Raw genomic sequence first — 15,490 nt, forward strand, 5'->3', positions numbered from 1 at the left:
CGGATCTGGGAACAGCGGATCTGGGAACAAACAATAAATCCTGTGTACCTTATGAATAAGATAAATGAATAGTATTACCGCTATCCTTAAAAAGGACGAGTATCAAAACACTTATGCCCGATAGTGCCATCAGGAAATAGGTAAAGAGGACAATACGGTAATTCTATGGGTATGCTGACAATTGTCGTAGGCTCCTGCTGCGGTTGGTCATTATGAGGCCAACGAATTTTGTGACTTTTCCCACCGACAACATCAGCCATTTTCTGATCACTACTGTCAGAGATAGAACTGTCACTTTCTAAGCTTTCGACTAAACCTAAATCAGAGATTTTCATGGGGAGCGATATATCCAATTTATTTCTATTGGTTGTTTATATCAACTTCCCCCATGGCTAATAGAAACGTCTTGCCATATTGGCCATAAGTCACAAAACTTTAAAATCGTCAACTAGCAATTAATTAAGGGAATCGGGAATCGGGAATCGGGAATCGGGAGTAGCGAATCGGGAATCGGGAATCGGGAATCGGGAATCGGGAAAACTGATCTGACTCCCCATCTCCCCATCTCCCCATCTTCCTATCTCCCCATCTCCCCATCTCCCCATCTCCCCATCTCCCCATCTCCCCACACCTCCCACACTCCCTACTCCCTAAAACTATTAAACTTAACTGATGCGACTTGCTTTTTCCCGGTACTTGTTCACAAGTTTAGTGAACAATTGATTCAGCTGTTCAATGCAAAAACTATTCGGGGTCATCATTTTAATGTTAGGATAAAAATAGAATTGACTTGAGCTGATAGACCCAGAATTTACGTCCTTAAAGTTGATAGCAACCTGCTGATTTCCCACGGATATAACTTGAAACCAAGTCGCCATGCTTGCGGGTAATTTTGTACTCAGACGCAAGGAAATTTTGGGACTGGAAAGAGATTGAGCGTAGGCTGGGGTTAAAAATGGTTCATAGCGTTCAGCTTCTGGAGTTAGCTGCTTAATAAACCCTAAACTTACACCTTTGACCAGTTGCCGCAGACTATGGGCATCGTCCCCAACCACCTCTTTGACTAACGTACTTCTAGCGATCGCATCGTTAAGATTCTTCGGGTCAGTCACACTGAGGTGAGTGCCACCAATGGCGCTAATCAAATACTTAGAACCCCCCAACTGATTAAAAGACCGTAACTGATGGTCAAGCGCTGGTGTAATAGCATCCTCCGTACCGGTTAACATTAAGGTTGGTACAGTAACATGACGCAAACCCTTAGTACCAAACAAACGCCCGGTTACGCTATTCAATGCGATCGCTTGCACCACTCGCTGATCAGTAAGATTAACCTGGTCTTCTGGTAAATCAGCCGCTGCACATTGGAACCAATCTGCTGGGGATCTGCCCACAGGAGAGCGATTTTTACAAAACCGTCGCAATTCCTCTAAATCCAGTTTTCCCCCAGCCAACGCTAAAGCCGTGTAGCCCCCCAAGGAATGACCAATAATGGTAACTTGTTGAGTATTGAGTTTACCAACCATGGTAGAATATCTCTGATTGATGTCAGCCAACTCATCCAGTAGAAAGCTGACATCTTTGGGACGGTCAATAAACTCCCCCGGAGGTAACAAATCCCCAAGTTGACCAGGTGCTGACAAACTGTTAATCCTGGTAAAGTTGCTGCCAGGATGCTCTAGGGAAGCTACAGTAAGACCATGAGACGCTAGATGGCGTGCTAAATATCTCAGAAATTTGCGGTCTGCAGCAAATCCGTGGGAGAGAACGACCAAAGGTCCAGTAGTATCCTCAGCCCAGTATAGATCTACAATAATAGTACGTTGCCGTTGTTGGTCTCTTAGTCGTAGTTTACGCTGTTGAACCAATTGGGGACCGGGAGTAGCAGGGTCAAATTTAGGGCGAAAGGTGGCAGCGTCTGCAACAGCCAAATCTTGCTCTAATATTGGACCAACTGCTAAACTCTTCCAATAGGAGGCATTAAGTTGTAGGGCAATGCCAACCGCAGACGAAGCATCCAAAGTGATCTTTTCTCCTGGGTAAGCCCGTAAAAAACTCAGCACACTTAACCCATTAACTTGCCTTGCTCCTAACAACAGCGCAGCTTTTAATTGCTCTAAACTACTATCGGGGAGTGCTAACCCTAGTCTGTCCAACAACCGTGCCCCATCGCTGGAGAGAAGCAGGTCATTAATAAAGGTTTCTGTAGTCTTAGGGTTGAGTTTGAGGCTATTGGTCAAAATCTTCCGGATCTCTGGCGTTAGGATATCTCGATAGGGTTGCAGTGCTCGTGATAACTCCCCTGTCTCAGCAAACTTTTCTAATTCCTTGATAGCCACAGATTGCTCAAATGGCCCCAAGCGTAGCGTGAGATACTCAGCGGCAAAAACTGGTGCAGTCATTGCCCAAAACAGAGTCACAAAGAGACTACCTATAGCACCCTGTCTGATTTTTTTAATGTGACCTATTGAACCAATACAGTGTTTTTTCTTCACAGAAGATTCAGAGGTATGGCGCAGATCAGACCATGGCAGCTGAAAATTGATCATTAGCAATTTATGCAGAATGTGAGTGCGGATATCTCGATCAAAGCCGACTTAATCAAGACTCGACAAGCCCATCGAAATATTTTTTATAAAGCACTTCTGCACTACAGCGTAAGCTATCAGCTATTAGCTATCAGCTATCAGCTATCAGTTATAGCGCTACGCGCAAGGGCTTTAGGCAAAAGGCATGCTAGCAAAAGGCAATAGTTGACTACAAAAGCGTTTGAGCTTGTATCAATGTCAAACACTTTAATGCGTAGTGCTATATCAGCCTATGGGCGTTCGTCACAGCGTCGAAACCTGTCCCACCCCGTTCCCTGTTCCCCGTTCCCTGTTCCCTGTTCCCTAGTAGACACACCTATTGTTTCCCGACTCCCGACTCCCCACTCCCTGTCCTATATCTAGCGTTTCTTATAGCTATGAGGTAAACATTCTTTTTTCCCTCTTGCCTCTTGCCTCTTGCCTCTTGCCTCTTGCCTCTTGCCTCTTGCCTCTTGCCTACTCCCTACTCCCTTTCCCATCCAACTAAATACTCGTATTCAATATCACCCCATCAAGTTCCGCTTCAATCAGATTAGCCCCGTGAAGGTTGGCATGAGTTAAATCAGCTCCGGTAAGATTGGCTTTTCTGAGGTTGGTTTCACTAAGGTTAGCTTCTCTGAGGTTGGAATAACTAAGATTAGCTTGACTAAGGTTAGCCCCTTTCAGATTTGCCTTAACCAGATCTGCTCCTGTTAAGTTAGCTTTATCAAAATTACTACCAATCAGCTTAGCTTCATTGAGATTAGCCCCAGTCATCACCGCCTCAGTGAAGTTGACCCTACTCAGATTGGCTTTAGTGAAATTCACAGCAATCAGGTTAGTTCTATACAAATTAGCTCCCTCAAGGTCTGCCAGAGAAAAGTTAACCCTAATTAGGTTAGCCTCTTCCAAAGATGTCATACTCAGGTCTGCTCTTTGGAAGGATGTACGGGTAAGCTTGGCTCGATTCAAGTAAGCGTGACGAAGAATAGCTTTATCAAATGTTGCCCCAACTACAGAAGCCTCAGTCAGGTCAGTATAAATCAGCAATGACCCACTCAAGTTAGCTCCCATTAGCTCCGCTTGAAAGAGATTGAAACCATTGAGGTTTTTCCCACTGAGGTCTACCTCCATTAGGTCAGGGATCAGTTTGGGATGATTCTCTCTCCATTGATTCCAGAGTTTTACACCCTGCTCAAGCTGAGCCAGATGGGTTGGTTCCGCCATGTAGTTGATTAATCCTCTAGGTAAGAATGCTTAAGAAAGTATTAAATTTAATGTAACATAATGAAAACAAAGTTTACATTTTGGCAATCGGGAATCGGGAATCGGGAATCGGGAATCGGGAATCGGCACCATAGGCAATGGGAATCGGGAATCGGGAATCGGGAATCGGGAATCGGGAATCGGGAATCGGGAATCGGCACCATAGGCATGCTAGCAATAGGCAATAGTTGACTAAAACAGCTTTTGCTGCTTGTATCAATGTCAAACCGTTTATGTATAGCGCTATACAAAATGCCTGGCAGACATATAAAAAGCGACACCCAAGCTATTACGGCTTGGGTGTGACTATTGTTTCAAGGCTAGAGATTCTCTTGATTTCCCGATTCCCGACTCCCGACTCCCGACTCCCGATTCAATGGGATTGACCTTTGGTCACGCTTGACCTTTGGTCACGCTTCGCGAATGCGATCGCATCCCGACTCCCGATTCCCGACTCCCGTATAAACAAGAATTAACTCATTTGACACCCCACCCTTTTCCCATTAATCTTTTTACGGAGCAGAGATTACACCATGCTAATTTCGAGTGTGACGTTGGGTAATAAAAGAATGAGTACCAATAAAGAAAAGATCCTGATCCTAGATCTAGAAACCAGACCAAGCAAAGAAACCGACCTCCTACAGTTGTTGTCACTAGACGACCTCAAAGGGGTATGTGGAGGTGTCGGGTTTGTAGTGACTGAAGATATTACAGGCGTTTAGTGGCAAGTAGGAGGTGTGTTGGGTTTTGGGGGTTGGGGTTGCCTTTTCTGTTCCTATGATAATCAGGATGGCTAACAAAACATCGACCATTAGTCAAAAGTCATTTTCCTGGCGTTGCTGATTATGAGTATGGTTTCGCCCCCCTAGCCCCCCAATTCTGGGGGGAAAAACTCTCAAGCGATGCAGCGCGGTCTTGGGGAGGCAGCGCGGTCTTGGGGGTCTCCCCCATGAGCGACTGCCGTGGTTTCCCCCATGAGCGACTGCATCAAGACAAGTCCCCCAGAATTGGGGGACCAACGGGGGCTTTAATAAAACCAGATGATCGCGCATTCATTCCTTAATTCAGCAACGCCATTTTCCTTAGTGGTCAGCGGTCGATTGGCAGCCAATTTATTGACCGGAAACCCTGGCTACTTCACCGGTCCCCGGCACCGACCTCTTTCCCTGCGGGAGACTTGTTTGACAAATTTGATTCCATAAGAGAAACCCCAGCGGTAGAGCTTGCTACAAAGCGTGGCACCTAGTTGGGGTTTTCTGTTTGAAGACTGACAAAATTTTGAGTTGAATAAGATGTGCCATTAAGTGGCACATGCTTAACTAAAAAAATGAATTTCACTTCCTTAAAAATCAAAAAAATCTTAACTATAAAAAATGCTTAAGTAGGCAAAAAAATGTGAAACAAGCATTGACTTCTCTTCCTCTGATATTTTACTCTTGTCAAAGAGAACAGATTACACTAAGCTGATTGGGAGTGAAAAGCAATAGCATGAAAGAAAAGATAAAGATCCTAGATCTAGAAACCAGAGCAATCCAAGAAACCGACCTCCGTAAGTTGTCAGAAGACGACCAAAAAAAGGTAGTAGGGGGAAGAAGATTCGCGTCGGTGGAAGCTTACCAACGATGGCTGGAGGAGCGGGGACCGGTAGTTGCGTGTTATTTGCCCTGGTCCTCTGGGGATTTGCCCGAGAGGGGTGTTTGGCGGGGGGACTTGTGGTGTGTTTTGGGATACAACTCAGAAGGATAGCATAGCAAAACATCATAGTTATGTCAAAAGTCTTTTTTATCAGTCGTGGGCGGTCGATTGGCAGCCAATTTATTGACGGGAAACCCTGGCCACTTCCGGGTCTTCCGTTACCTGGCACTGCACCGACCTCTTGCCCAAATGCTTCCCCAATGAGACTTTTTTGACAAATGTGATTCCTTCTGAGAAACCCCAGCGGTAGAGCCTACTACAAAGCGTGGCACGCACCTAGTTGGGGTTTTGTGTTTAAAGACGGGAGTGGGGAATCGGGAATCGGGAATCGGGAGTCATTGGAAACTGACAGAATCGGGAAGGGAAAATATTGATAACGGGCAATATGCCCATTCCACAAATATTGATCACGGGCAAGATGCCCATTCCACAAATATTGATCACGGGCAAGATGCCCATAACAAAAATATTGATCACGGGCAAGATGCCCATTCCACAAATATTGATCGTCACGGGCAAGATGCCCATTCTACAAAATTAAAATCATCCCCCATTTATACAAAAAAAATTCTCCCCATCTCCCCATCTCCCGACTCCCTTATTAAGCCCCTAGTAATTGTTACATAATCTGACTATATTGTACCCCTTATTTAGCTAAATGTAAAGGCTTATTTAATCGCTTTAAACATTATATTATAAGGCTTGGCTGTAAATAATATGTGCCATAAAGTGGCACCTGCTTAAGTAAAAAAATTGCTTAAATTACACCGGCTTAAAAAAAATTGCTTAACAAAAAAAAATGTGAAAAAAGCCTTGACTTCTCTTCCTCTGCGATTTTATTCTTGCCACAGAGCACAGATTACACTAAGCTGATGAGTGAGTGTACATGAAAGAAAAGATCAAGATCCTAGATATAGAAACCAGACCAAGCCAAGAAACCTACCTCCTCAAGTTGTCATCATACGAGGAGGAAAAAAAGGTAAAAGGGGGGTTTAGTCAGTTCATTTACCGTGGGGGAATTCGGTGCCTGTTTTGCGATCTTGACAATCGGGACTAAGTAGGTGGGCTTAATTAAGTGTAAAATAGCGATTGAAATTCAAAATCACGAAAACCTTATGAATAAAGGATTTCAGCTTCATTTTCGGATTTTAAGTTTTAACGTTTATTTATGCCCACCTACTTACTAGCCAAGCAAAACATCTCCGTTATGTCAAAAGTCTTTTTTATCGGCGGTGGGCGGTCGATTGGCACGGCTTAATTGACCGGAAACCCTGGCTAATTCAGGGTCTTCGGTTACCTACGGCACCGACCTAAATGAGACTTTTTTGACAAATGTGATTCCTTCTGAGAAACCCCAGCTATCGAGTTGGGGTTTTCTGTTTAAAGAGGGGAATCGGGAATCGGGAATCGGGAATCGGGAATCGGAAGTGATCGGAGACTGACAGAATCGGGACGTGTTTGAGAAGCGAGAAAATATTGATCACGGGCAAGATGCCCATTCTACAAATATTGATCACGGGCAAGATGCCCATTCTACAAATATTGATCACGGGCAAGATGCCCATTCTACAAATATTGATCACGGGCAAGATGCCCATTCCACAAAACAATTAAAATCATCCTCAATTTCTACAAAACAAAATTTCTGCAAAACAACAATTCTCCCCATCTTCCTATCTCCCCATCTCCCCATCTCCCGACTCCCGACTCCCGATTCCCGATTCCCCTATTGTTATCTACTCTGACTCTACTGTACCCCTTACTTAGCTAATTGTGAAGGCTTATTTAATCTTTGTAACCCTTACATTATCAGACTTTGATTTGAATAAGATGTGCCATTAAGTGGCACCTACTAAAAAAAAATGCTTAACTAAATAAAAATGTGAAAAAAGCCTTGACTTCTTTTCTTCTCCAATTTATACTATACATTAAAAAAATTACACCGGCTTAAAACTACAAAAATTATTAAATAGAAATAAAAATGTGAAAAAAGCCTTGACTTCTCTTCCTCTGTGATTTTACTCTTGTCAGAGAGCACAGATTAGACAAAGGTGATTTGGAGTGTATAAAAGCATGAAAGAAAAGATCGAGATCCAAGATCTTGAAACAAGACCAAGCCCAGAAACCGACCTCCAAGAGTTGTCAGAAGAGAAAATAAACAACATAAGGGGAGGCCAGACATTTGGCGGGAGATTTTTGTATTGGCGCGGAACTATAAAATGTCGAAACTGTAGCGACGGCCAGGGCGACCGATAGAATCGCATAATAGCAAAACATCATAGTTATGTCAAAAGTTTTTTTTATCGGCGGTGGGCGGTCGATTGGCAGCCAATTTATTGACCGGAAACCCTGGCTACTTCCGGGTCTTCCGTTACCTGGCACGCCACCGACCTCTTTCTCGTTTGAGACTTTTTTGACAAATTTGATTCTGTAAGAGAAACCCCAGCGGTAGAGCTTGCTACAAAGCGTGGCACCTAGTTGGGGTTTTCTGTTTAAAGAGGGGAATCGGGAATCATCGGAAACTGACAGAATCGGGAAGGGAAAATATTGATAACGGGCAAGATGCCCATTCCACAAATATTGTTCACGGGCAAGATGCCCATTCTACACAATTAAAATCATCCCCCATTTATACAGCACAAAAATTCTCCCAACCTCCCTATCTCCCTATCTCCCCATCTCCCCATCTCCCGATTCCCGTCTGAAGCCCCTAGTAATTGTTACCTAATTTAACCTTTACCTGTTCCATTAAGCCCCTAGTAATTGTTACCTAATCTGACTTTAGTGTCACCCTTATTAGATTCGGACTCCTTGTATAAAATACCTAGTAATTGTTCCCTAATCTGACTCTAGTGAACCCCTTATTTAGCTAAATGTGAAGGCTTACTAAATCGCTGCAACCCTTACCTTGTATGCCTTATATGTAATTAATATGTGCCCTAAAGTGGCACCTACTTAACTAAAAAAATTGCTTAAATTACACCGGCTTAAAAAAAAATGCGTAACTAAAGAAAAATGTGAAAAAAGCCTTGACTTCTTTTCCTATCCAATTTATCCTATACCTTCTTTCAATTACACCAGCTTAAAACTCAAAAAGTATTAACTATAAAAAAAATGTGAAAAAAGCATTGACTTCTCTTCCTCTGATATTTTACTCTCGTTAAAGAGCACAGATTACACTAAGCTGATGAGTGAGTGTACATGAAAGAAAAGATCAAGATCTACGATCTAGAAACAAGACCAAGCCATGAAACCGACCTCCTACAGTTGTCATACTCGGAGGAAAAAAAGGTAAAAGGCGGACGTTTTGCGTTTTTCTTTATAGGAAGGGCGAGTTGCAGGCAGTGCAACCCAGACAACATAGACCTCTAGCATAGCAAAACATCGACCAAAGCGTCAAAAGTCTTTTTTATCGGTGGTGGGCTGTCGATTGGCAGCCAATTTATTGACCGGAAACCCTGGCCACTTCACCGGTCTCGGTTACCTGGCACGACGCCACCGACCTCTTCCTTTGATGAGACTTTTTTGACAAATTTGATTGAGATAGAGAAACCCCAGCTATCGAGTTGGGGTTTTCTGTTTGAAGAGGGGAATCGGGATTCATCGGAAACTGACAGAATCGGGAAGTGAAAATATTGATAACGGGCAAGATGCCCATTCCACAAATATTGATCACGGGCAAGATGCCCATTCCACTTGCACTATTAAAATCATCCCCCATTTATACAACACACAACACAAAAATTCTCCCCATCTCCCCATCTCCCCATCTCCCCATCTCCCAACTCCCTACTCCCTACTCCCTACTCCCTACTCCCTACTCCTCAAAGCCGTGTTCTAGGACGCCCCAAAGTCGTAATATAAACAACCGCTTCATCAACAGGAATACCCAAAACTTCATTGACCTGGTCATCAAAGAAGCCACCAATACCACTTACTCCTAAACCCAAGTAAATCGCTGCTAGATTGAGCCGCTGTCCTAGATGACCAGCATCCATGTGCAAGTAACGGTAAGCGCGATCGCCTAATCGAGCCACTGCTTTTTGTAAGTCTGCGGTGTGGAACACCACTGCTCTGGCATCTCGACCCAAATCTTGCCCTAAACACAGAAAATGCAATTCTTTACGGAAGTTTTTAAAGCGAATTTGCCGCAATTCTTGAGCGTTAGGGGCGTAATAATAGCAGCCTTCTTCTAGGTCATTTACCCCAGATACTGCTATAAATGTTTCGATTAAACTTAAATCAAAATAATCGGGTGTTCCATCTAACCCCTGCTCAATGTAATGCTGAGGTTGGTAGGTAAAATCCAGAAGAGCTTTTAGCTCCTCCAAGGTCAGATTAGCTGCACTATAAGCTCGGGTAGAGCGTCGTTTTAGAATAGTATCTAAACAGGCTTTCGGAGCATTACCTTCTATGGTTAACTCCCCCCAATCTATCGGGTTTGTAGCCATTGAAACTTTATCACAAAACGGAAAGTTGTACTTGTCTTCTAACTGCTCGTCAATTTCTGTACTCTTTACAGTATTATCCTTAGCTTTCCAATCACCACCCTCTTTAATTTCCGTAGCGCGGTGCAAATAACCCAATAATTCGCCATCTGGAATGTCTGGGTACTTAACCTCAGTAGGAGATGCTAACACAGTTGGGGCGATGGGCAAGTTTTGTTCAACTTTAAGCTGATCGGCCAGGGGGATTACTGCGATCGCTCCTTCTTGTTCCAGGTCTAGATAAAGCAGTTCATTAACCTTTTCATCAGCAAACCCACCAATGAGGTGAGGTCGGTAATCACTCAAAGCCCCAGCTAACTCAATATTACCGAGCAGATGACCAGTGTCTAGAAAAATCCTGCGGTATGCCCGGTCTTCATAGCGCCAGGCAGAGCGATAAAACACCGCTGTAATTACAATAGCGAGTTCCGTACTCTCCAAAACTGGGTGCCAGAAGCAAGCCTCTTGCAGTGCATTCCAAACATCACTCTGCCAAAAATGAACTAGAGAATGGCTCAGACACTGATAGTTGTACAGTCCTGCTGGTAATACGGGAGTACCACGGGAAATCAAATAAACTTCAGCTGGGTATAAGCCACCAGCAGAGGGAGCTGCCCTGAGATAAAGTGGTGGTCCCATTGTCTCCACCCTAGCTGTCAAACCATAACTACACAGTAGTAACTGGGACAGCCGCCACCAAGTTTTACTCGGTTCAGAGGTAAACTGCTCCCGGTCTTGTGAGAAGTATGGTTTTAGGTCAAAGTTAGTCCCAACTTTGTAATCTTTAAACGGTATCGGCTGCTTCTCCCAGTCTAAGCCCTTATTTTTGGCTGATATGGTTTCTGGAGCATATTTGGTGCGCTCGTGGTAGTGCTGAGCGATTGATACTGGCGGTTGTGACATCTTAGTTGCAACAGAACAGGAAGCTTTGCTTTATATCTTGACACCAATAGACTTCTTGCAGTTGTCGGGAACAGGGAATAGGGAACAGGGAATAGGGAACAGGGAATAGGGAACAGGGAACAGTGGACAAGAATTGACGTAAAGCGATGCAGAGGTGCGACCCGTGGCGAATTTAATTACGGGTCAAACGCACCATTACGGTCTTGGGGAGGCAGCGCTGCCTCCCCAAGACCGCACTGCCTCCCCAAGACCGCGCTGCATCGCTGTTCCCTTTTCCCTCCCTGTTCCCTACCTTTACCGATAAATTTATCAGCTTAGCTTAACGGCAGTGATAACAATCAATTTAAGTACTTAAATAGTCAAGTCCTATAACTGTTCCCTGTTCCCTGTTCCCTGTTCCCTGTTCCCTGTTCCCTGTTCCCTGTTCCCTGTTCCCTGTTCCCTGTTCCCTACCTATCCCTCTTCTGTCTTCCCTGCTCCCTGCTCCCTGCTCCCTGCTCCCTGCTCCCTGCTCAGAAAATTTTAATTATTAACATAAATACCTTATATTGTCAAAGATTTTTTGTTATCCGTAGTAAATGTTCACAAATATTAAAAAACAATTATAATTAAGTGTGTAACGCGCTACAAAGTTATACCTTTAAAAAATAATTAAGCATAAATACGCATTGACATTATTTTATAAATTGGTATTGGGCGGCAAAAGCTGACCTATCTATAGCGCAATGAAAAAGATTGGTGGAGCCGAGTTACTTGAACAATATGCTAGGGGTAGACGAGACTTTAGTGGAGTAGATATCAGTGAAGCTGACCTGTTTGAAGCAAATATACAAGGAATTGACCTGACCAGCAGCAATCTTAAAAAGACTTACCTGCCCTACTCTAATCTAAGTCAAGCCAAGTTGCAGCAAGCTCAACTTCAAGCAGTTCAGTTAAGTGATGCCCAACTCTACCAGACCAATCTCTCTGGGGCGGATCTTCAGAATGCCAATCTGTTCAGAGCAAATCTACGTCGTGCCAATTTACAGGGCGCAAATCTAGCTGGTGCCAATCTCCAAGCAGCGGACTTGAGGGACACTGACCTTAGCCATGCCAATCTCAGCCATGCCAATTTGAGTAATGCTAACCTGAAAAGAGCTATCCTTACTAAGGCACAGTTGAGGGGTTGCAACTTATTTCGAGCCGAAAACGTCGATCTTTGTGATGCCTACTTGGATAGTTCCACGATTTATCCTGATGGCCACAGAGCAGATCTGTCTGAGTGATCAAACACCTATCCGTTATTCACTACCCTCACCAATGACTTTATCACGACGTCACTTCTTTGCCTTAGCCAGTGCTAGCACCGCCAGTGTAATTCTGGCATCCCCGTTGAAAGAGGTTTTTGCCAAGAAGGCCCTTGGTAAATCATTTCGAGCTAAAGGTTTCGGGTCACTTCAGCCAGACCCTAATCAATTATTAGACCTGCCAGCCGGATTTAGCTATAAAGTTTTATCCCGCACAGGTGACACCATGAGTGATAGCAATTTGGTGCCTGGTAGACCCGATGGCATGGCGGCTTTTCCTGCACCGGCAGGCAATACTGTCCTGGTGCGCAATCATGAACTTAGCCCCCATCAACTGGATAAACATGGATTGGTAGCAGTAGAGTATATCAAGTATGACCCCATGTGTCTGGGTGGGACCACAACACTAGTAGTGGGAGCCAATGGTCAACTGGTCAAACAGTACACGTCCCTGGCTGGTACTGAACGAAACTGTAGTGGTGGACCAACCCCTTGGGGTTCATGGATTACTTGTGAAGAAAGCACCGTTACTCCCACCACTTATCCGGTAGATGACCCCAGAAGTGTTTCGATGAAGCACGGCTATAACTTTGAAGTGCCCATTACCGGTCAAGTAGTGCAAGCTGAGCCTCTAGTGGCAATGGGCCGTTTTAACCATGAAGCCGTTGCAGTAGATCCCAATACTGGGATTGTTTATCAGACTGAAGACAGGATGGATGGCCTGTTCTATCGCTTTATTCCCAAGGAACCAGGGAACTTAAAAGCAGGGGGTGTCTTAGAGGCATTAAAGATCAAGGGAACATTTCAGAAAATCACGGTTAAAAACTTCCCTGTCGGTAAGCCCATGGCAGTGGAATGGGTTCGGATTGAGGATGTAGACCCCAAAGGAGATACTGTGCGGGTTGAAGGTTTTGCGAAAGGAGCAACCCAATTTACCCGGGGAGAAGGGGCATGGTACGGTAATAATGAAGTTTACTTTACCTGTACTAGTGGTGGTTCGTTAAATCCAAAGACTGGATGGGCCAATGGAGCTGGTCAAGTCTGGCGCTATGTTCCTGGTAGCACTCCCCAAGAGGGTGGCACCATTGAACTGTTTGTTGAGTCCCATGACCGCAGCTTACTAGAACACCCAGATAATGTGACCATTAGTCCTTCTGGGGATCTCATCCTCTGTGAAGATGGTGGTGGTGACCAATTCCTAGTTGGGGTTAATCCTAAAGGTGAGCTTTACCAGTTGGCACGGAATGCGATTAACAACAGTGAGTTTGCTGGTGCTTGCTTCTCACCCAATGGTCGGACCATGTTCGTGAACATTCAAGAGCCTGGTATCACATTCGCAATTCAGGGCCCTTGGGTTTAGAGTCTACAGGGAACAGGGAGCAGGGAGCAGGGAATAGGGAGTAGGGAGTAGGGAGTAGGGAGTAGGGAGTAGGTAACAGGGAGTAGGGAGCAGGTAATATGGCATCAAAAATCACTACAATTCATTTATGAATCCCTGTATATTTATTTTATAATTGTTGAGTCAACATGACAACCGTTATTCAAAAAATTATCAGCTTTATTTCATAGTTTTGCTCTCATAAAGATATGATAGTTAATTTTTTAATTATAGCGGTTTTAAATTAGGTAAACTACAAATTTTTTGATTTTAGGGAACAGGGAACAGAAAAAAAACTGTTTATCTCATTAGGCTGGAAAACCCTAGAATGATTACTCCAATTAAATTGGCTTTTGTCTAACAGATATAAAGGAATTTTGGGATGTTATAGCGATCGCTTAACTGGTTCTCAATAACCTTATTATAACTGGAATTTTCTTGTAAACTATTTATGGGCTTGGTGAAATAACAACTAAGCCTATTATAGCAGTCGCCAGGGCAGGCGCGGACATGACAAAAGTCTCAAACCTAAATAAGCGCAAGAGTTTGACTTCTGACTTCTGACTTCTGACTTCTGACTTCTGCTATATCTTGTATTACAAAAGTGATCCATTTACCGACAACTGCGGTGAAGTCTATTGATTACCTACCCTACCATAGTCAAAGTTACCGTCAGCTATCAGCTAATGCGCTACTTGAGATGCTACTTGAGGTGCTATCAGCTAATTGTGAGAATTTTGTGCCCTACTCCCTACTCCCTACTCCCTACTCCCTACTCCCTACTCCCTACTCCCTACTCCCTGTTCTCTTCAAAATAACCAATGACTACTACTAACTCTTGGATCACTCGCCCAAAACCAAATCCTAAAGCCCGCCTGCGTCTATTTTGCTTTCCTTTTGCTGGTGGTGGTGCTTCTAGCTTTCGCACTTGGCCAGACCAATTGGCAGCGGATATCGAAGTCTGCCCAGTGGAACTGCCTGGACGGGGCAAGCGACTGCGGGAACCCCTGTTTACTGGTATATTGCCTATGATTGAAACCCTAACACCAGCGTTACTGCCCTATCTCGATATCCCCTTTGCCTTTTTTGGTCACAGTCTTGGAACAATAATCAGTTTTGAATTAGCCCGTCAACTCCGGCGCGAAAAAGCCCAGAGTCCTCGACACCTGTTCATTTCTGGTCGCCGCGCTCCTCAAGTACCTGCTCGAAAACGTCCCCTTCATAACTTGCCCAAGTCTGAGTTGATCGAAGAATTGCGTCAATATAATGGCACACCAGAGACTGTGCTAGCAAACCAGGAGCTAATGGAGCTGTTTCTACCGATCCTGCGAGCTGATTTCGGGATGAACGAAACCTATACCTACACTAGCGAACCCCCACTTAATTGTCCCATATCTGTTTTCGGAGGTTTGGAGGATACCGACGCCAACAGTGATGAGCTTGCGGCCTGGGGTGACCAAACCAGTAGCACTTTCACGATACACATGTTTCCTGGTGGCCATTTCTTTTTTAATAATAAAAAGGAGTGTAATCAGCTTTTGGAGCTAATCACAAAGTTTGCGATCGCATAAAATCCCATAAAGGTGATTCCTTGAGTTTTTCCTTGAAATCCCCATCTGGTGTTCCCGTAGCGGAGGCCGTAGGCCACCGCGAGCGGGGAGCACAAGCCTTTGACCAGCTTTGATTAGAGTCCCTTTGCTATATATCGTTTATCATAGCTATGAGGTACACATTATTTTTCCCTCTTGCCTCTTGCCTCTTGCCTCTTGCCTCTTCCCTACTCCCTGCTCCCTGCTCCCTGCTCCCTGCTCCCTTTGCTATATATCGATTAATCTTTCGTAACAAAAAAAGGTACCCGCAAGGGTACTGTTAAAACTGTCTCAGATTAAATAGTATATAAATCACCAC

The 15,490-nt window shown here is 44.3% G+C and carries 22 protein-coding genes; 13 read left to right on the top strand and 9 right to left on the bottom strand.

Features of this window, described 5'->3' with window-relative positions; translation table 11 throughout:
- Positions 1–86: 86 nt before the first annotated feature.
- From BJP34_RS02990 to BJP34_RS02995, 3 genes are all read right to left on the bottom strand, one after another.
- Positions 87–335 carry a hypothetical protein gene (locus BJP34_RS02990; protein ID WP_070391054.1) on the bottom strand — a complete coding sequence of 83 codons (249 nt, stop codon included), beginning with the start codon at positions 333–335 and terminating at the stop codon, positions 87–89.
- Between the two features lie 124 nt (positions 336–459).
- Complete coding sequence (locus BJP34_RS42155) at positions 460–621, bottom strand: hypothetical protein (RefSeq protein ID WP_158516958.1); 162 nt, start codon at positions 619–621, stop codon at positions 460–462.
- A 44-nt stretch (positions 622–665) separates the two neighbouring features.
- A complete protein-coding gene (locus BJP34_RS02995; RefSeq protein ID WP_070391055.1) occupies positions 666–2,549 on the bottom strand; it encodes an alpha/beta hydrolase in 1,884 nt (627 codons plus the stop codon).
- A gap of 234 nt (positions 2,550–2,783) precedes the next feature.
- Here BJP34_RS02995 and BJP34_RS42160 point away from each other — a divergent pair, with 234 nt between their 5' ends.
- Complete coding sequence (locus BJP34_RS42160; RefSeq protein WP_158516959.1) at positions 2,784–2,951, top strand: hypothetical protein; 168 nt, start codon at positions 2,784–2,786, stop codon at positions 2,949–2,951.
- Positions 2,908–3,075: a hypothetical protein gene (locus tag BJP34_RS42165; protein WP_158516960.1), complete on the top strand. Its 168-nt coding sequence runs from the start codon at positions 2,908–2,910 to the stop codon at positions 3,073–3,075. Before BJP34_RS42160 ends, BJP34_RS42165 begins: the two co-directional genes overlap by 44 nt.
- Here BJP34_RS42165 and BJP34_RS03005 read toward each other — a convergent pair.
- Positions 3,072–3,794, bottom strand: a complete 723-nt coding sequence (locus tag BJP34_RS03005) for a pentapeptide repeat-containing protein (RefSeq protein ID WP_070391057.1) — start codon at positions 3,792–3,794, stop codon at positions 3,072–3,074. The genes BJP34_RS42165 and BJP34_RS03005 overlap by 4 nt on opposite strands.
- Positions 3,795–3,867: 73 nt before the next feature.
- Entirely contained in the window at positions 3,868–4,011 is a 144-nt protein-coding gene (locus BJP34_RS42170) for a hypothetical protein (RefSeq protein WP_158516961.1), read from the bottom strand.
- A gap of 10 nt (positions 4,012–4,021) precedes the next feature.
- Between BJP34_RS42170 and BJP34_RS38520 the strand changes: the two genes are divergently transcribed.
- The 4 genes from BJP34_RS38520 (at position 4,022) to BJP34_RS03010 (ending at position 5,579) form a co-directional block, all read left to right on the top strand.
- Positions 4,022–4,219, top strand: a complete 198-nt coding sequence (locus BJP34_RS38520) for a hypothetical protein (protein ID WP_149030758.1) — start codon at positions 4,022–4,024, stop codon at positions 4,217–4,219.
- A 20-nt stretch (positions 4,220–4,239) separates the two neighbouring features.
- A complete protein-coding gene (locus BJP34_RS42175) occupies positions 4,240–4,395 on the top strand; it encodes a hypothetical protein (RefSeq protein WP_158516962.1) in 156 nt (51 codons plus the stop codon).
- A 7-nt stretch (positions 4,396–4,402) separates the two neighbouring features.
- On the top strand, positions 4,403–4,555 hold the full coding sequence (locus BJP34_RS42180) for a hypothetical protein (RefSeq protein WP_158516963.1): 153 nt from the start codon (positions 4,403–4,405) through the stop codon (positions 4,553–4,555).
- Between the two features lie 766 nt (positions 4,556–5,321).
- Positions 5,322–5,579 carry a hypothetical protein gene (locus tag BJP34_RS03010; RefSeq protein WP_070391058.1) on the top strand — a complete coding sequence of 86 codons (258 nt, stop codon included), beginning with the start codon at positions 5,322–5,324 and terminating at the stop codon, positions 5,577–5,579.
- Positions 5,580–5,822: 243 nt separating this feature from the next.
- On the opposite strand, the gene BJP34_RS38530 is transcribed toward BJP34_RS03010, so the two are convergent.
- Positions 5,823–6,041 carry a hypothetical protein gene (locus BJP34_RS38530; protein WP_149030759.1) on the bottom strand — a complete coding sequence of 73 codons (219 nt, stop codon included), beginning with the start codon at positions 6,039–6,041 and terminating at the stop codon, positions 5,823–5,825.
- A gap of 845 nt (positions 6,042–6,886) precedes the next feature.
- Entirely contained in the window at positions 6,887–7,111 is a 225-nt protein-coding gene (locus tag BJP34_RS38535; protein WP_229424221.1) for a hypothetical protein, read from the bottom strand.
- Positions 7,112–9,108: 1,997 nt separating this feature from the next.
- Here BJP34_RS38535 and BJP34_RS42190 point away from each other — a divergent pair.
- On the top strand, positions 9,109–9,369 hold the full coding sequence (locus BJP34_RS42190) for a hypothetical protein (RefSeq protein WP_158516966.1): 261 nt from the start codon (positions 9,109–9,111) through the stop codon (positions 9,367–9,369).
- On the opposite strand, the gene BJP34_RS03025 is transcribed toward BJP34_RS42190, so the two are convergent.
- Positions 9,353–10,918 (bottom strand): SagB/ThcOx family dehydrogenase, encoded by a 1,566-nt coding sequence (locus BJP34_RS03025; RefSeq protein ID WP_070391061.1) that lies wholly within the window; start codon positions 10,916–10,918, stop codon positions 9,353–9,355. The genes BJP34_RS42190 and BJP34_RS03025 overlap by 17 nt on opposite strands.
- Before the next feature lies 1 nt (position 10,919).
- On the bottom strand, positions 10,920–11,048 hold the full coding sequence (locus tag BJP34_RS48280; protein WP_267876463.1) for a hypothetical protein: 129 nt from the start codon (positions 11,046–11,048) through the stop codon (positions 10,920–10,922).
- A 33-nt stretch (positions 11,049–11,081) separates the two neighbouring features.
- Between BJP34_RS48280 and BJP34_RS42195 the strand changes: the two genes are divergently transcribed.
- The 6 genes from BJP34_RS42195 (at position 11,082) to BJP34_RS42200 (ending at position 15,455) form a co-directional block, all read left to right on the top strand.
- Positions 11,082–11,222, top strand: a complete 141-nt coding sequence (locus tag BJP34_RS42195; protein WP_158516967.1) for a hypothetical protein — start codon at positions 11,082–11,084, stop codon at positions 11,220–11,222.
- Positions 11,223–11,643: 421 nt separating this feature from the next.
- Complete coding sequence (locus tag BJP34_RS03030) at positions 11,644–12,183, top strand: pentapeptide repeat-containing protein (RefSeq protein ID WP_070391062.1); 540 nt, start codon at positions 11,644–11,646, stop codon at positions 12,181–12,183.
- Between the two features lie 34 nt (positions 12,184–12,217).
- Positions 12,218–13,564 carry an alkaline phosphatase PhoX gene (locus tag BJP34_RS03035; protein ID WP_070391063.1) on the top strand — a complete coding sequence of 449 codons (1,347 nt, stop codon included), beginning with the start codon at positions 12,218–12,220 and terminating at the stop codon, positions 13,562–13,564.
- Between the two features lie 646 nt (positions 13,565–14,210).
- Positions 14,211–14,417, top strand: a complete 207-nt coding sequence (locus BJP34_RS03040) for a hypothetical protein (RefSeq protein ID WP_070391064.1) — start codon at positions 14,211–14,213, stop codon at positions 14,415–14,417.
- The gene (locus tag BJP34_RS03045) at positions 14,404–15,153 is read left to right on the top strand and encodes a thioesterase II family protein (RefSeq protein WP_070391065.1); all 750 of its coding nucleotides are present in this window, start codon (positions 14,404–14,406) and stop codon (positions 15,151–15,153) included. The genes BJP34_RS03040 and BJP34_RS03045 overlap by 14 nt, the downstream gene beginning before the upstream one ends.
- Positions 15,154–15,302: 149 nt before the next feature.
- Positions 15,303–15,455: a hypothetical protein gene (locus BJP34_RS42200; RefSeq protein WP_158516968.1), complete on the top strand. Its 153-nt coding sequence runs from the start codon at positions 15,303–15,305 to the stop codon at positions 15,453–15,455.
- Positions 15,456–15,490: the final 35 nt, after the last annotated feature.

The sequence above is a fragment of the Moorena producens PAL-8-15-08-1 genome (assembly GCF_001767235.1).
GTDB classification, from domain to species: domain Bacteria; phylum Cyanobacteriota; class Cyanobacteriia; order Cyanobacteriales; family Coleofasciculaceae; genus Moorena; species Moorena producens_A.